We start from the raw sequence: 16,071 nt of genomic DNA, 5'->3' as shown, positions 1-16,071 counted from the left end.
TGAACACCAGAGATCAGGATAAAAAAACAGTATAAAAATCAAAGAATTGTCTGACAAGAAAAAGCAAAAAAAACGATGGCGACATTTTGACCCGGACAGGGAACAGGCCATGATTTACGGGGCAGAGATTCTATTGGCCATGCCAAATTGGCAGCAGATCAGTCCGAGGGGGCGAAACGGGAAAGGCGGGGGCGTAAAAAATCCACAGCGGCTCTGACCTTGAGGGGGAGGAAATTCCGGCTGGGATAGAGCAACCAGGCACCGGTATCAAAAGAGGTTGCTGTAACGCGGTAAGTCGGGAAGAGATCCAGGCAATGCCCATCCGCAATGGTCTGATCAACCAGCCAGTTAGGCAGGAGAGCAAGCCCCTGATCGGCGAGTACACTTTCACGGATTGCCAGGGCATTGGAGATAACCAGATTGCCTTTGACCGGTATTGTGGCTGTCTTGTTGTCTGCAGAACGAAAATGCCATTCAGTCCGGTATTCAGGCAGATCGAACAGAATCATATCCTGACGAACAATATCTTCGGGCGTTTCAACAGGGGGCGATTTGGCAAGGTATCCCGGGCTGGCAACCACATGATAGCGGGTGGTATGAAGTTTTGTGCAGATCACATCCGTTTTTATTTCCGGGGCCAGCCGGATTGCCAGATCAATCCGGTTGTCTACGAGATTAAGCTTTTCGTCGGTAAGCAGGAGTTCCAGTTCAATGTCGGGAAAAGCAGAACGGAACGCGGGGATCTGTGCAAGCAGACAGCTCTGTCCATAGGCAACTGAAGCGGTAATACGCAGTGGACCACGGGGTTCAGTATGGACGGCAATGGCCTGCTCCCGGGCGAGTTCCAGTTCATCGGGAATGGCTTGTATTCGGGCGAGATAAAGTTCACCTGCTTCTGTCAATGTCAGGTTGCGGGTCGTGCGTTGGAACAGACGGACGGCCAGTTCGTTTTCCAGCCCGGCGACTATTCTCGAGACAGAGGAGGGGTCAATATTTTCCTTACGCGCAGCTGCTGCAAAGCTGCCCAGTCTGGCTACCGTCATAAAGATCTTAAGAGAGGTAATATCCATTCGTGTATTTTATGCATGATATAGATGGATATAAAGGTGTTTCATGAAAATATATCTTTGGCATACTGTTGTAAATTAAAGTGTGAAACAGACAGGCAGCAGGAAGAAGCGATGACAGAGTTGCGGGACAAGGTGGCCTTGATTACCGGAGCAAGCAAGGGGATCGGGGCAGCAACGGCACTTGAGTTTGCCAGACAGGGCGTAAGAGTTGTGTTGGCTGCGCGGAACGCTGCGGCACTTGAGGACGTCTTGGTCAAAGTCGAGCAGTTGGGTGGCAAAGCCGCGGTGATTTCCTGTGATGTGAGCAGATATGAAGATGTTTCTGCTGCGGTTCAGCTTTGTCAGGAGCAATTTGGTGGGCTGGATATTCTGGTGAACAATGCAGGGGCGATTGACCCCATAGCCAGACTTGCTGACTCTGACCCAGAGCTCTGGGCAAGGGCCGCGGATGTGAATTATAAAGGGGTTTATTATGGCATGCACGCTGCGATCCCGGTGATGCAGCAACGGGGCAGAGGTGTGATTATCAATGTCAGTTCCGGTGCCGCAACTTCCGCGCTTGAAGGCTGGAGCCACTATTGTTCAAGCAAAGCTGCAGCTTTGTCGCTGACCCGCTGCGCGGATCAGGAATACCGGGAGCAGGGGATTACCGTAATCGGTCTTAGTCCTGGTACTGTGGCAACGGATATGCAGGTTTCGATCAAGCAGTCGGGAATTAATCCGGTAAGCCAGCTTGACCCCTCTGTGCATGTTCCTGCGGACTGGCCAGCCCGGGCCATTGCCTGGCTCTGCACCGGGGCTGCCAAAGAATATGCGGGAACGGATTTTGTTCTGAAGGACGAGGAAAACCGTCGAAAAATCGGCTTGATTTAATAGGTCAGATATCGCGGGTGCCAGCGCGGGAGGGCAGGCTGATCCAATCGGGGATCAGCTCTTGTCGCTTGAATCCATGACGATGGTTACAGGACCGTCATTGAGCAGCCTGACTTCCATCTGTGCACCGAAGATCCCCTTTTCAACAGTATGCCCAAGCTTTTCAAGGCTGTGGCAGAAATGTTCGTAGAGTTGCCTGCCTTCATCGGGGCTGGCTGCTGCTGAAAAACCCGGGCGGTTTCCCTTGCGCCAGTTGGCTGCGAGGGTGAACTGGCTTACAATCAGCAGGGAACCACCAATATCTGCGAGAGAGAGGTTCATCTTGCCTTCAGTATCAGTGAAGATCCGCATCTTGCTGATCTTGCTGGAAAAATAGTCAGCTTCGGCAAGTCGGTCGCCCTGTTCGGCGCAAAAAAGGACCAGAAGTCCTGTGCCGATAGCTCCGGTGATTTCTCCGTCAACTGTAACAGAAGCCTCCCGGACCCGTTGAAGAACGGCTTTCACTGATTTCTTCCGATCACGATGCCAGAATTTCGAAGCTGTGGGTGACTTCAGCCGTTTTGCCCAGCATGATCGAGGCAGAGCAATATTTGTCGGCAGAGAGTTCAACTGCGCGACCGACTTTCCTGTCGGTCAATCCGGCCCCGATGACTTTGAAATGCATATGAATTTTGGTAAATACCTTGGGGTCACTGTCGGCGCGTTCAGCTGTGATATCTACTTCGACGTCTTCGATGTTTTCGCGCCCTTTGCGCAGAATATGCACCACGTCATAGGCCGAGCAACCGCCCATTCCCATCAACAGCATCTCCATCGGGCGGGGGCCGAGGTTTTTACCACCGCCTTCAATGGCCCCGTCCATCACCACAGCATGCCCGGAACCGCTTTCTGCCATGAAAGCTACGTTTTCTATCCATTTGATGCGTGTTTTCACAGGGGTACTCCGCTTGAGACTATGGGACGTGCAAGGTAACGCCAGCATCAATCGCTGTTCAAGAGGAAAGATTGCGGCTGGCGGTTATCGAATGCGTCAAAAGGAAAAGAACGGCCTTGTTCTGTGCGTCTACCCGGAGAAAACCCTGAGTAACGGGAAATAATCCGGCGTAAACCCGACAGAGATCTGGAAATACTGTTGTTATCGCACTCTGTTGTCTAACGGTGAAAATAGATGGAATTGAGTATTTTCAGCTTGATTTGAGGGTGGTCGATCCTGAAAGGCAGGAATAAAACGGTATAGGCCCTTTTTTGTTCTTCCGGGGCGGCCTCGACTTTCCAGCTCATGGTTTTCTGTACCAGATGAGGTTTGGCACTATCAAGCACATGGGTCAGGCGACTCTTGACGTCACCCAGGACCCTGGCCGGGAAGATATCTTCCAGCGGTGAGCGCTTGGAAGGAATGCCAAGGTTTTCCCGACAGTTTTCGCCCGTGATACACACAAAAAAGTTGCCGTCTTCGTAGGCATCATAAAGCATGATGTCAGGCAGGCTCTCGCGTACCGCACAGGGATCGAAGTCCTGCCAGTTTGGGAGTGCTCTGTCAGCCTTGAGTTGTAACCAGTAGCGATAGAGGTTTGCCTGAACTATTGATTTTATATTTAGCTCGGATACTTCTAAAACTTTAGGTATATCAATTGTTTCTGCCATTATTGTTCATTTGCTCTATCGACTTGAAACGGAACTGTTCTGCGGCAAGGACACTGTATGTAACATGTTTCATTTGAACATGGGTTAATAACAGGCAAAAATGTGATAATTGTCAGGCACAGACAAAACCACACTACCGTGGCGGTAAAACCGACCGGATAAGGCAAATGAAACAGAGGCAGACGATATTTGATATTGATACCCGGGGGCAAGGATTTTATGAGTTTTCTCGTGAAATCCGCAGATGGTGTGCTGATCAGAAGCTCTATTGCGGGTTGTTGACCCTGTTTATTCGCCATACCTCTGCCTCTCTGATTATTCAGGAAAACGCAGACCCGGATGTGCAGTACGATCTGAACAGGTTCTTTGGCAAGCTTGTCCCAGAAAATCCCGAGCTTTACAGGCATCGTTGCGAAGGTCCGGATGATATGCCAGCGCACATCCGCTCTGTATTGACGTCAGTACAGTTGAGTGTTCCGGTCGTACAGGGTGAACTGGCCCTTGGAATCTGGCAAGGTGTGTATCTGTTTGAACACCGCACAGCGCCGCAAAGCCGACAGGTTGTCGGGCACCTGATCGGAGAGTGAAATTATCTCAGGCCTGTTTGGGGCGAAATGCCTTGCAGACGGTTTCGTCGGTTTCCAGATAAGGACCCTCAACCAGATCAATGCAATAGGGGACAGCCGGGAAAACAGCTTCCAGGCAATCCTTGATGGCCGAGGGTTTGCCGGGCAGATTGATTATCAGGCACTTGCCCCTTATCCCGGCGGTCTGTCGTGACAGAATGGCTGTGGGGACAAACTTCAGGCTGACCTGGCGCATCAATTCTCCAAATCCGGGCATAAGCTTTTCGCTGACGGCTTCAGTTGCTTCGGGGGTGACATCCCGTTTGGCCGGACCTGTGCCCCCGGTTGTGACAATCAGGCAGCACCCTTCTTTATCGGCAAGCTCTTTCAGGGTTTGCTCGATTAAAGGCTGATCATCAGAAACCACTCTTTCTACAGCTTCCCAGGATGAAATCAGCATGCGCGATAGCTCCTGATGAATTGCAGGACCACCGAGGTCTTTATATTCTCCCCGGCTTGCCCGGTCAGAGATGGTCAGAATGCCGATGCGGGCGGTTGTTGAATTCATAAAAGTTCCTAAAAATTTTTTGTGCCCGGTTGTTTTGTGCCCGTGTTTTTTGTGCTCGTGTTTTTTGTGCGAGGGGCTGCAACCCTTGTTCATATTACGATTCCAGAAATCATCTGTCTTTGACAAAGATCAACTGTGGTGCCGGAGGAGAACTCCTATTCCGGATTTCCTGTGATGTCTTGATGAAGATCAATGTCTGATCAGGACAGGATCATCATGCTCTGGCTTCTTTGCTTGGAAAGATGACGTCAAAGACATGCAGGATCAAAATTTCTCTCAAGAGTATCCGCCTTTTTCTCCTGTCCTGTTGGCGGGTATAGCTCTCAGCCCGCTGCCCATCCGTTTTTTTGCTCCAATTGCAAAGTATATGCTGGGGCGGGTAATCAAGCTCTATCCCGATGTGTTCAAGAGGCTTGAACCACTGGGACATTGTCGTTTTGCCGTGCGCCCCAGTGATCTTCCCTGTTGTTTTCTCCTTGAGCTGGATCATGGGAAAGCCCAGCTGTCGCTTTTTTCCCGGCTGGATGACTTGCCCGTGTCGGATGCAACAATTAGCGGTCCGATTTCTTCTCTTGTTCTGTTGCTTGAGGGGAAGGTCGACGGGGATGCGTTGTTTTTCTCTCGGGAACTGGCTGTTTCCGGCGATACAGAGGCTGTTCTGACTTTGCGCAATGCAATTGACAGCGCGGACATTTCTCTTGAGGAGATCTGGCTTGGAGAAACCGGTTTTTTACGGCCAATAACGGGGAGGGCCCTGTCAGGTTTCGCAGGGCTTTATGAAAAGGCCAACAGGGATCTTTCCTTGATCAAAAACGCTCTGATTTCCCCCGTCACCCGACAGCATCAATTACTCGAGGACGATTTGGACCGCCAGCAGGAACAGCTCGACAAGATGGAAAAAGAGGTCCGGAAGATCAGGGCCCAAAATGCCAGAGCCCAGAATGCCAGAACCCCAAATGCCCGAGCAGTGAGAGAAACGCCTGTCGCAGAAAATCCTGTCGCAGAAAATGAGGAAGACTGACAATGGAGCTTGTTTGTCCGGCCGGAACGCCTTCGGCATTAAGAGCCGCCCTGGATGCCGGAGCCGATGTTGTTTATGTCGGCTTTAGGGATGAAACCAATGCACGTAATTTCCCCGGTCTGAATTTTAGTCCGGATGAGTTGAGAGAAGCTGTGGCTCTGGCCCGGGGGATGGGGCGTCAGATCTATGTGGCGATCAACACCTACCCCCAGGCAGGAAATCTTTCGCCCTGGCATAAAGCCGTGGACAGTGCTGCAGAGATAGGCGTGGATGCTGTCATTCTGGCGGATATCGGTCTGCTGGATTATGCTCAGAAGAGACACCCGGATTTACGACGCCATCTTTCGGTACAGGCCTCTGCTTCCAATCCGGAAGCGATCAATTTTTATCGCTCTGCTTTTGATGTCCAGCGGGTTGTCCTTCCCCGGGTGCTGACTGTACGGGAAATTGCGGCCTTGATTGGCGAGATAGATGTCGAGACCGAAGTCTTCGCCTTTGGCGGTATGTGTGTGATGGCTGAGGGGCGTTGCTCGCTTTCTTCCTATGCCACAGGCAAGTCTCCAAACATGAATGGTGTCTGTTCGCCTGCCAGCCATGTCAATTATGAACAGCGGCGGGGCAAGCTGATCTCGAAGCTGGGTGATTTTACCATCAATACTTTTCCGGACAATGAACCTGCGGGCTATCCGACACTCTGCAAAGGCCGCTTTGTCGGTCAGAGTGGTGACCCGTCCTATCTGTTCGAGGAGCCAACCTCGCTGAATGTCATGGCGATGCTGCCAGAGCTGATTGCGGCGGGGGTGAAAGCGCTCAAGATTGAAGGGCGACAAAGGGGAAAAGCATATGTTTCGCAGGTTGTTTCCAGTTATCGCCGGGCACTGGATGCGGCCCTGCGCGGAGAAGTCGTTCCCCTGATGGATATGGGGAATATCGCTGAAGGAGCCAGAAGCACCCCTGGTGCCTATCAGAAAAACTGGAGATAATCATGAAGAATACTGCTTCGCGCCTTACGCTTGGGCCTCATCTCTACAACTGGCCAGCCGAGCAGAAACGGGATTTCTATTTCCGTATCGCCGATGAAGCCGAGGTAGATGTGGTTTATCTCGGTGAAGTTACCTGCTCAAAACGTGCGCCTTTTTTCCTGCCTTTCATCCCGGAAGTCTGTGATCGGCTGGAAGCGGCTGGTAAAGAGATCGTTCTTTCTTCTCTGGCGCTGGTGATGACCGGACGCGAGAGGAAAGAGCTACATGAGCTTTCTGATGATTGCCCCTGGGAGCTTGAGGCCAATGATCTTTCTGCCGTGGCTCTGTTGAAGGGGCAGTCGCATGTCATCGGCCCCTTTATCAATATCTACAATGAGGGCACGCTGGACTATCTATATGACAATGGTGCCAGGCGCATTGTTTTGCCCTGCGAATTGCCGGCGGAGTCTCTACAGAAGCTGGGAGAGGCGGCGAGAGGTCGGGAACTGGAAGTCCAGGTTTTCGGGCGGTTACCCCTGGCGCTTTCTGCGCGCTGTTATCATGCGCGGGCGCATAATCTGAGTAAAGATGGCTGTCTTTATGTCTGCGAAAAAGATCCGGACGGTATGGACGTGATGACCCTTGATGGAGCGCCTTTCCTTGCCGTCAACGGGACCCATACGATGTCCTATAGTGTCAATAGTCTCGCCGGAGAGCTTGAGGCCCTTCAGAAATCCGGAATGACACATTTTCGTCTTTGGCCGCAACAGGTGGATATGGTGGCTGTGATTCAGGCATTCAGACAGGCGCTTGATGGACAGATTGACGGGGAGGAGGTTCAGGGCCGCCTTGATAAACTGGTGGATTTTGCCCCTTTCTCCAACGGGTTTTTCCACGGTGCCGAAGGTGCGCGAATGGTTGAATAGAGCGGGAGGCAATGATCGGTTTGTGATCGGGATGTTTTTAGGCTAGAACTCTGGGCGTCGAGCCGAAACCAGAAGGCTTTCGGAGTGTTTCAGAGGGCACAGCGGGTTTGTATTCAGAAGTTGAACTGGCAGGGTGGGACCAGAGAGTCCGGGCCTTATACGACTATTGGATCTCTATCCACCCAAGAGAGCAGGAACAGTCTGTCCTGCCTGGTCGCCAGCATTTTGATCCCCTTGATGTTCCTTCTCTTTTACGACACATCTGGCTGGTTGATGTGTCGGGAAATCCGACCCGCTTCAAATTTCGCCTGTTTGGGACGACACATGTCGAGGCGATGCGGGGCGATTTTACCGGGCAATGGATTGACGAGGTTTTTGGCGACTTCAAAACATCGGCTGTCTACGGGGACTATCTGCTGGTCGCGGACAAGGGCCTGCCGAGTTACCGCAAAGGGCCTGCGGGTTACCATGTGCCAGATTACAATACGATAGAGCGCATCATGCTGCCTCTTTCGAAGAACGGACAGGATGTGGATATGATCCTTGCCCTGACTGTTTATCTTTAACATCGACGAGATTGTTATCAACTTTTACTCTCAGGCGTCAGTTTTTACGGTGAAACTGACGATTCCTTGAGGCAGATCATCGTCACAGCCGTTATTTTGCGACAGGGTCTGTTATATTTGCGGGAGCAGGTCTTTCTGTACTGTCCAGGACCTCTCTTGGCAGGCGGATCCCTGAGCGAGGTAATGATGAAAACTCCCCAAGAGCACTATCGTGAAAAAATCTGTTCGGCTGAAGCTGCCGCGGCCTTGATCGGCGATGGTAGCAACTTGATGGTTTCTATGGGGGTTTCAATGCCCCCGGCCTTGCTTCATGCAATTGCTGATCGGGCCAGATCTGGTTCCCTGACGAACCTGAAGGCCTATTATATGCACGCCAGTGCCCATGCAGGGGAAAGTATTCTCTCTCCCGATGTGATGCAGGTGATCAAGCCCTATTCGTTGTTTATGAGTGGTTATGACCGCGAGATCGAACGACTGGGGCGGTTAAACGGGCAATGCTGGATGAACTATGTTCCCTGCACCTTTCATCAGGTGGGCAGACTGATGACAGAAACAATCGGGGCAGAAGCCTTTATTGCAACAGTTTCACCCATGGATCGACATGGTTATTTCAGCCTGGGGACAAACAGTGATTATGGCACTGTGGTCGCGCGCAACTGCGGGAAGCTGATTGTCGAGGTGAACGGGTCAATGCCAAGAGTTTTTGGCGAAGCCCTGATACATATCTCTGAAGTGGATGCCCTGGTCGAGAATACCTGCCCTTTGCTTGAGGTGCTTCCAGCAGATCCTGGTTTCGAGGATGACTTGATTGCCCGTCAGATTGTCGAACAGATCCCTGATGGGGCAACCATTCAGATGGGGGTGGGCGGGGTGCCTAATGCAGTTGCGACCTATCTACGAGGGCACAATGACCTCGGGCTGCACTCAGAGCTTCTGGCTCCGGGGCTGGTTGATCTGATCAGGAGAGGGGTGATCACAGGGAAGCGAAAGACGCTGCACCGCCTGAAGCATCTCTTCACTCTCGCCCTGGGAGATCGGAAGATGTATGAATTTATGGATGACAATCCCTCGTTAGCAGGTTATCCGGCCTCTTATATCAACGACCCCGGTATCATTGCCCAGAATGCCAATATGATATCGGTAAACTCGGCCTTGCAGGTGGATCTGACTGGACAGATAAATGCAGAATATCTGCAGGGAAAAGAATTCAGTGGTCCCGGAGGGCAGCTGGATTTTGTCAGAGGAGCCTATGCCTCCAGAGGTGGGAAGTCTTTTATCGCGTTGCATTCTACCGCCAAAAATGGATCCCTGTCCCGTATTGTCCCCCAGCTTGATGGCCCGGCGACCGATCCACGTATGGATACCCACCATGTTGTCACAGAATATGGTATGGTGAATCTCAAAGGGCTTTCCCTGAATGAGCGGGCTCAGGCTTTGATTTCGCTGGCGCACCCTGATTTCAGAGAGGCGCTTGGCGAAGCTGCGGTGACGCGAGGATTGGTAAGTTAGCCTTTTTGTATCAGAGAGTTGATCTTTTTCTCCGGGAAGGAATTGTATCGGTGCAATGAAAATTATATTACAGGTTTTGTTGCGACGCACAATTAAAGCTGTTTATAGTTTTGCCAGAGTTTTTCCTGACACCAGAGTTTTTTCTGACAATTAGAGATTAAAATGACCAAACGTATTACCGTTCCCCAGATCATGAGACTGAAAGGGCAGCGCCCTGTTGTCAGCCTGACGGCCTACACGGCTTCTCTTGCTGCGCTGCTGGATGATCATGTTGATTTTCTACTCGTCGGTGACAGCATGGGCATGGTTCTCTATGGGATGCCGAATACATTGTCTGTGACGCTGGATATGATGATTGCCCATGGCGCTGCAGTGGTCCGAGGCAGCAAAAAGGCCTGTGTTATTGTTGATATGCCCTTTGGCAGCTATCAGGCCAGCCCGGCTCAGGCCTTTGAGAATGCAGCGCGGATTATGGCTGAAACCGGTTGTGCCGGTGTGAAGCTTGAAGGTGGTGCGGAGATGGCCGAGACGATTTCGTTCCTGGTAGAACGGGGAATCCCTGTTCTGGCGCATGTCGGCCTGTTGCCACAGCACGCCAATACGGTCGGGGGGTTCCTGACACAGCGCAATGAAGAGAAGATCTTGGCAGATGCCCATGCTGTGACCAATGCCGGAGCTTTTGCGGTGGTCATTGAATGTACCGAGCCCGCCATTTCGAAAAAAATCTCTGGAGAAATTGCCATTCCGACAATCGGGATTGGGGCCGGATCAGACTGTGATGGCCAGATTCTGGTAACCGAAGACATGATCGGTCAGGGGACAGGTTATGTGCCCTCTTTCGTAAAGCGCTATGCCGAGGTTCATGAGGACATTACCCGTGCTGCCCGGGATTTTGCTGATGATGTTCTGAACAAACGCTTTCCGAGCAAGTAACGACAGACCTGTTTAATCGCTGCGACCACAGGGCCGGCTGTTCTCAGGCCGGTCCTCAAGCCGAACCCAGGCGGTTTCTGAGGTAATCCTCAAGTTTCAGAGTATGAGTTAAGGGCTCTGTGTGAAGTCATGCCCGGCAGTAAAAATGGCGGGGGAAGCTTTTTGCTTTTCTGATTCTTTCTGCTCTGCCATAAAGTCGGCAGAAACACCATGAATAAAGGGCACCTTGCCTTTATCAGGATCAGAGAAGGATTGATTGTGAGCGAAACCGGGATCGAGAGTGAAGACCTTCTGGAAGGTCTGCGGGAAGAACTGGAAGAATATGGCGCAGAAGACCTGATTGTTTTTGGTCTGAAGTACACAGATGATGACGAGATTGATATGTCAATCTGGGATTCTCTTGGCGATCCGGAGCTGGTGGCTGATCTGCTGGAAGATTATGTCAAAGCTTACCGCGAAGAAACAAAGACCAAGAAAAAATAAATATACGAATAATAACTATACGTTTGAAGAACCCATAGATCAGTGGATCAGGCGCAACCGGGGGGGCTATCCCTGCTGAGTAGATGTCGTCTGACAGTGCACAAGAAGACAAGGCCATGAGTGACGTAGTCGAAAATGAAGATGAATTTTCCTGGGAAGTAACTGTTACCCTTCAGGGAGCTGAAGTTGCTGTTCCTCTGAAGAAATCAGTAATCAAGCAGGAAATTGAAGACCAGATTTCTATCAAGGGTGCCCACAGAAAAGCAATTCTGCGTTCAACGATCAAGAAGTTTACCAGTGGCCTGAAGAAGGGACCCGAAAACCTGAAGGCAGATGCCCTGAAGGAATTTCAGTGGAATGCCTTTATCCTGCTTGTGGATGACGTGATTGCAAACCGGCATCTGGCGATGCGGAGTGATGCTGTTCTTATTGAAGAGGCGCTCAAAGATCCGCGTCTGGTTTCACCACAGGACTAGACAGATCCTGTGAGCAGGCAGATTTTTTGCTATACTGAGGTCAATCATATCGAGTAGCTGACGATGAACAAGATACTGACAGCGGCGCATTGGGGCACCTATCTTCTTTCTGTTGAAGAAGACCGGATCACGGGGGTCGAGCCTTTTGCCCAGGATCCCGATCCTTCGCCAATCGGTCAGTCCTTCATTGACGGTATCCAGCACCCCTGCCGTGTCACCAAACCTGCGATCCGTAAAAGCTACCTTGAGCAGGGGCCCGGCGCAGCAACAGATCTGCGCGGGGCTGAACCCTTTGTCGAGGTTGAGTGGGACACCGCCTTTGATCTTGTCAGCCGGGAACTGGACCGGGTGCGACAGGATTACGGGAATCAGGCGATCTTTGCCGGTTCATACGGCTGGGCCAGTGCCGGGCGTTTTCATCATGCGCAAAGCCAGATTCACCGCTTTCTGAACTGTATTGGCGGTTATACAAAATCGGTCAACACCTATAGCTATGCAGCAGCGGAAGTGATCTTGCCACACGTGGTGGGGCACATGGACTGGCTGTTGAAGAATCATACCTCCTGGCCTGTTCTGGAAAAACATTGTGAACTGATGGTTATGTTCGGTGGCATCGCCCTGAAAAATGGCCAGATCAATGTTGGGGGTGTGGGAAAACACAGTGCGAAATCCGGTTTGCGTGCCTGTCGCGATGCCGGGACAAAGTTTGTCAATTTTGGCCCGGTACGTGATGATGTGGATGCCTATCTTGAAGCCGTCTATCACCAGCCACGACCCAACAGTGATGTGTCGATCATGCTGGCGCTGGCCTATACGCTCTGGCAGGAAGGCTTGCACGACAAGGATTTCCTTCAGCGGTATTGTGTGGGGTTCGAGCGGTTTCTGCCTTACCTGACCGGCGAGTCCGACGGGCAGGCCAAAACACCGGAATGGGCCGCTGGTATTTCCGGTCTGGAAGCAGGGACCATTCGCGATCTTGCGCTGGAGATGGCGCGCAAACGGACGATGGTGACAGCCAGCTGGTCGATGCAGCGGGGCGATCATGGTGAGCAGGCCTACTGGATGACAATCGTTCTGGCAGCCATGCTCGGGCAGATCGGTTTGCCTGGGGGTGGTTTCGGGTTGGGCTATGCCGGTGTTAACGGCGTTGGTCATCAGTTCATGGATTTCGCCTGGGCATCCCTGGATCAGGGAACCAACGAGGTCCGCGACTTTATCCCGGTTGCGCGGATCAGTGATTTGTTGCTTAAGCCGGGAGAAGCTTTTCAGTATAACGGCAGGGAATATCGTTATCCAGAAACCAAGGTTGTCTACTGGGCTGGCGGCAATCCTTTCCATCATCACCAGGACATCAACCGTCTTTTGCAGGCCTGGCGTAAACCTGACAGCATTATTGTGCATGAGCAGACGTGGAACGCGCTATCGCGTCATGCCGACATTGTCTTGCCCGCAAGCATGACCGCAGAGCGAAATGATATCGGCTGTGCCAAACGGGATGAATATCTCTTTGCGCTCAAGCAGGCAGTGAAGCCTGTCGGTGAGGCCCTGGATGACTATGCCATTTTTTCCGGTATTGCCGAGAAAATGGGTGTAGGGGATAAATTTACCGAAGGGCGCAGCGAAATGGACTGGTTGCGCTATCTTCACACAATCAATCGCCAGCGGGCGGCTTCCTTTGATATCGCGATGCCTGACTTTGATGCTTTCTGGGAAGAGGGTGAGTTTACCCTTCCTCTGGGGCATGAGTTGATCATGATGGCAGACTATCGTGCTGATCCGGACAAGCATCCTTTAAAAACCCCCTCTGGCCGGATCGAGATTTTTTCCGAAACGGTGGCTTCTTTCGAACTGGAGTCCTGTCCGGGACATCCGACCTGGATCGAACCAAAAGAATGGCTAGGTTCGCCCCTGGCCAAACGTTTCCCGTTACATTTGATGTCAAACCAGCCGGTCACCCGGCTGCACAGTCAGTTCGACCATGGCAAGACCAGCCAGGACTCAAAGGTTGCCGGACGGGAAGCCCTGACAATGCATCCAGAAGATGCGCGTTCCCGTGGATTGAAGGCCGGGGATGTCGTGCGGGTCTTTAATGATCGCGGGGCGACGCTGGCAGGGCTGTGCGTGGGCGATAACGTGCAAAAAGGGATTGTGCAACTCCCGACCGGTGCCTGGTACGACCCTGTTGAGCCCGGCGTGATTGGTAGTCTCGACAAGTCAGGTAACCCGAATGTGCTGACAAGAGACGAGGGAACGTCTGAGTTGGGGCAGGGGCCTGTTGCCCATTCTGTTCTGGTAGAAGTCGAGCGTTTCGAAGGTGAAGCGCCCAGAGTTACTGTTTATCAACCGCCTGAAATATTACGTCATTTGTCTTGAACTGTGGTTTGCTCAAAGGTTGGGGCGTTGGCTGTGGCCCCACTCGTTGTTGGCCGTTTTCAGACTGGCAAAGGCGTGGCTGTCTTTACGGTTTGGACTGTCGTTTCGGTTAAAAGCTGCCGATGAAATCAGTTTATATGTCCCGTTTTGGTACATGATTGTCGGGAGGGAGCGCTGGTTTTCCCGGCTTTCTCTGCAGGGGATGCTCCCGATTCCAGGGATTTTCTGTGTGGCCTCTTTAGAGCAGTTGGATGACAGCTTTACCGCATGTCCCCAGCCGCTGTGATAACCGGCATTGAAGATGTTGGCTGTTCCGCTACGAAGTCTCTGGCGCAACCCCTGGTCCATGTTTTTGAGACCAAGCCACCCGGTGCGCTGGCCGAGGGGTTCCTTCAGGGTGACGAGAGCCCAGTCTCCGGTCATGCTGGCCAGGCTGTTGGGGTTGGCCGGGTCATAGCTTTCGGAAATTTCTATTCTGGCGATATCAGAAGAGCCGATATGATTGTCACGCTGATAGCCGGCACGGAAGTGGAGTTCCTCTTCTTTCCACCAGCGTTTCTCGGCTTTGTTGTACAGGCAGTGAGCCTGGGTATAGAGGTGGTTCTTGCCAATCATGACGCCTGTGCAAAAGGCCCGTCCCCCAATGTTAAGTCGGCCCAGTGTGCTCCAAGGATAGCTTTCCGTATTAACGGTTCCCCTGGTCAAGTCCAGATTAGCTGTTCCTTGTAAGGGAGACGCCTCGAGGGTTGAAAGGGGAAGGAGGCACAGTAATGTAACGGCCAAAAGCGGGCGCCGCCAGAAATCAAACAGAGCTGTTGCCTGGCGGTTGGGGGCTTGTTGCAGATGTGACATGGGGGAGGATGCTTTTGCTGTTTCAGGTTTGTTCAGGCAAAAGCTAACAGGAAGGGGGGCACTTGGGTGTGATCTTTTTGAGTCTGTTATTTTTACAAAAAATTAACTTTTAGAGACGGATTCTGCTGTGCAGTTGTGGTTTTCCTGTAAGTGATTCCACTGATTCTGGATAAAACCGGATGATTTTGCCGATGAATTGCTATAAAGTATCTTCTGTCACTTGCTCTTCGTCTCGGGAGACGTTATAGGTGTCACTGAATTATTTCTGCTGTGAGTTGCAGCACTCATCAAGGGGTGGACAATGAAAACAAAGAGTTTTCTGTTCGGGGCTGTTGCGGCCGTAATCGCTGCCGCTCCGGCTAATGCTGGACCGCTGGACGCTGTTTTTGGCGGCCTTTTCGATACTGATTCTGCGCAGGATCGTGAAGTTACCGGAATTCAGTTCAGCAATGCATTGTATGATGGTTATCTCGCGCTTTCTGATGAGCGTGACAGTAACTGGGATCTGCTCGATGCCGAGCACTTTAACCACAAGGCGCGGACAGCCGCGCGTCGGTCAAGTGTTCTTCCTGATGAGCCCGATGATCGCTGGCTGAAAGACGAAGACAAGCCTGTCTTCGCTGATGCTCTCTTGCGTATGCGCAAGGCGTTTGATCGTGGTGGCCGGGTTGTTGCGCCACAGCTGGCAGCGAAAGCCCAGGTAAACTACGATTGCTGGATCGAGGCGACTGAAGCTGCGCGTTCTGTACAGTATCAGCCAAGCACACGTGGTGGTGAGTGCAAAGAAGCCTTTGATGCCGCGATGAATGGCCTTGATGCTCTGGCAACTTTCAAGTTGACTGACTTTCAGCCTTACGTAAGCCAGGCAGCAGCGCCAGCACCGCAGGCCGATTCTTTCCTTGTCTACTTTAACTTCGACAGCACTGTTGCAACAGATGCCGGGCGTGTTTCTCTGGAATCCGCTCTGGTTGCTGCCCAGACTGCCGATAGTACAACAGTCCGTCTGGTCGCGCATGCTGACCGTGCTGGTGCTGTAGATTATAACCAGGCTCTTTCCCAGCGTCGTTTGTCCGTGGTGATGGAAGCCATGGCGCGTGCCGGTGTGGATGTTGGCCGGATTGTTCCGGACGCGGTTGGTGAGACGCAGTCTCTTATCCCAACAGAAGACGGTGTCCGTGAGCCCGGTAACCGCGTTGTTGAGATTGATCTGGTTCAGTAAGACCCGGAAAATTTGAAAATGCCGAAGCCC

Annotated in this window: 18 protein-coding genes; 12 read left to right on the top strand and 6 right to left on the bottom strand. The window is 52.0% G+C overall.

Annotated elements, in window-relative coordinates; translation table 11 throughout:
- Window positions 1–158 precede the first annotated feature (158 nt).
- Window positions 159–1,070, bottom strand: a complete 912-nt coding sequence (locus O4H49_RS07820) for a LysR family transcriptional regulator (RefSeq protein WP_269422870.1) — start codon at window positions 1,068–1,070, stop codon at window positions 159–161.
- Window positions 1,071–1,181: 111 nt separating this feature from the next.
- On the opposite strand from O4H49_RS07820, the gene O4H49_RS07815 reads away from it, so the two are divergent.
- A complete protein-coding gene (locus O4H49_RS07815) occupies window positions 1,182–1,943 on the top strand; it encodes an SDR family oxidoreductase (RefSeq protein ID WP_269422869.1) in 762 nt (253 codons plus the stop codon).
- A 54-nt stretch (window positions 1,944–1,997) separates the two neighbouring features.
- On the opposite strand, the gene dtd is transcribed toward O4H49_RS07815, so the two are convergent.
- The 3 genes from dtd to O4H49_RS07800 form a co-directional block, all read right to left on the bottom strand.
- Window positions 1,998–2,447 (bottom strand): D-aminoacyl-tRNA deacylase, encoded by a 450-nt coding sequence (gene dtd, locus O4H49_RS07810; RefSeq protein ID WP_269422868.1) that lies wholly within the window; start codon window positions 2,445–2,447, stop codon window positions 1,998–2,000.
- Between the two features lie 13 nt (window positions 2,448–2,460).
- Window positions 2,461–2,877, bottom strand: coding sequence for an OsmC family protein (locus tag O4H49_RS07805; RefSeq protein WP_269422867.1), 417 nt, complete (start codon window positions 2,875–2,877; stop codon window positions 2,461–2,463).
- 218 nt (window positions 2,878–3,095) lie between these two features.
- On the bottom strand, window positions 3,096–3,587 hold the full coding sequence (locus tag O4H49_RS07800; protein ID WP_269422866.1) for a PAS domain-containing protein: 492 nt from the start codon (window positions 3,585–3,587) through the stop codon (window positions 3,096–3,098).
- 167 nt (window positions 3,588–3,754) lie between these two features.
- On the opposite strand from O4H49_RS07800, the gene O4H49_RS07795 reads away from it, so the two are divergent.
- Window positions 3,755–4,174 carry a secondary thiamine-phosphate synthase enzyme YjbQ gene (locus O4H49_RS07795; RefSeq protein ID WP_269422865.1) on the top strand — a complete coding sequence of 140 codons (420 nt, stop codon included), beginning with the start codon at window positions 3,755–3,757 and terminating at the stop codon, window positions 4,172–4,174.
- Window positions 4,175–4,181: 7 nt separating this feature from the next.
- Here O4H49_RS07795 and mog read toward each other — a convergent pair whose 3' ends face one another.
- The gene (gene mog / locus O4H49_RS07790) at window positions 4,182–4,721 is read right to left on the bottom strand and encodes a molybdopterin adenylyltransferase (RefSeq protein WP_269422864.1); all 540 of its coding nucleotides are present in this window, start codon (window positions 4,719–4,721) and stop codon (window positions 4,182–4,184) included.
- Window positions 4,722–4,977: 256 nt separating this feature from the next.
- Here mog and ubiT point away from each other — a divergent pair, with 256 nt between their 5' ends.
- The 9 genes from ubiT (at window position 4,978) to O4H49_RS07745 (ending at window position 13,970) form a co-directional block, all read left to right on the top strand.
- Window positions 4,978–5,742, top strand: coding sequence for a ubiquinone anaerobic biosynthesis accessory factor UbiT (gene ubiT, locus O4H49_RS07785; protein ID WP_269422863.1), 765 nt, complete (start codon window positions 4,978–4,980; stop codon window positions 5,740–5,742).
- 2 nt (window positions 5,743–5,744) lie between these two features.
- The gene (gene ubiU, locus O4H49_RS07780; protein WP_269422862.1) at window positions 5,745–6,725 is read left to right on the top strand and encodes a ubiquinone anaerobic biosynthesis protein UbiU; all 981 of its coding nucleotides are present in this window, start codon (window positions 5,745–5,747) and stop codon (window positions 6,723–6,725) included.
- 2 nt (window positions 6,726–6,727) lie between these two features.
- Window positions 6,728–7,630: a ubiquinone anaerobic biosynthesis protein UbiV gene (ubiV, locus tag O4H49_RS07775; RefSeq protein WP_269422861.1), complete on the top strand. Its 903-nt coding sequence runs from the start codon at window positions 6,728–6,730 to the stop codon at window positions 7,628–7,630.
- Between the two features lie 107 nt (window positions 7,631–7,737).
- Entirely contained in the window at window positions 7,738–8,196 is a 459-nt protein-coding gene (locus O4H49_RS07770; protein ID WP_269422860.1) for a PAS domain-containing protein, read from the top strand.
- 183 nt (window positions 8,197–8,379) lie between these two features.
- Entirely contained in the window at window positions 8,380–9,705 is a 1,326-nt protein-coding gene (locus O4H49_RS07765) for an acetyl-CoA hydrolase/transferase family protein (RefSeq protein WP_269422859.1), read from the top strand.
- A gap of 162 nt (window positions 9,706–9,867) precedes the next feature.
- Window positions 9,868–10,638, top strand: coding sequence for a 3-methyl-2-oxobutanoate hydroxymethyltransferase (panB, locus tag O4H49_RS07760; RefSeq protein WP_269422858.1), 771 nt, complete (start codon window positions 9,868–9,870; stop codon window positions 10,636–10,638).
- A gap of 210 nt (window positions 10,639–10,848) precedes the next feature.
- Window positions 10,849–11,121, top strand: coding sequence for a hypothetical protein (locus O4H49_RS07755; protein ID WP_269422857.1), 273 nt, complete (start codon window positions 10,849–10,851; stop codon window positions 11,119–11,121).
- A 116-nt stretch (window positions 11,122–11,237) separates the two neighbouring features.
- Window positions 11,238–11,597, top strand: a complete 360-nt coding sequence (locus tag O4H49_RS07750; RefSeq protein WP_269422856.1) for a hypothetical protein — start codon at window positions 11,238–11,240, stop codon at window positions 11,595–11,597.
- A gap of 63 nt (window positions 11,598–11,660) precedes the next feature.
- Entirely contained in the window at window positions 11,661–13,970 is a 2,310-nt protein-coding gene (locus tag O4H49_RS07745) for a molybdopterin guanine dinucleotide-containing S/N-oxide reductase (RefSeq protein ID WP_269422855.1), read from the top strand.
- A gap of 12 nt (window positions 13,971–13,982) precedes the next feature.
- On the opposite strand, the gene O4H49_RS07740 is transcribed toward O4H49_RS07745, so the two are convergent.
- Window positions 13,983–14,822, bottom strand: a complete 840-nt coding sequence (locus tag O4H49_RS07740) for a trypsin-like serine peptidase (protein WP_269422854.1) — start codon at window positions 14,820–14,822, stop codon at window positions 13,983–13,985.
- 301 nt (window positions 14,823–15,123) lie between these two features.
- Here O4H49_RS07740 and O4H49_RS07735 point away from each other — a divergent pair, with 301 nt between their 5' ends.
- Window positions 15,124–16,041 carry an OmpA family protein gene (locus tag O4H49_RS07735; protein ID WP_269422853.1) on the top strand — a complete coding sequence of 306 codons (918 nt, stop codon included), beginning with the start codon at window positions 15,124–15,126 and terminating at the stop codon, window positions 16,039–16,041.
- Window positions 16,042–16,071 lie beyond the last annotated feature (30 nt).

It is taken from the genome of Kiloniella laminariae (assembly GCF_027214005.1).
In the GTDB taxonomy this organism is placed as follows: Bacteria; Pseudomonadota; Alphaproteobacteria; order Kiloniellales; family Kiloniellaceae; genus Kiloniella; species Kiloniella laminariae_A.
This window is presented reverse-complemented; position numbering and strand designations above follow the sequence as displayed.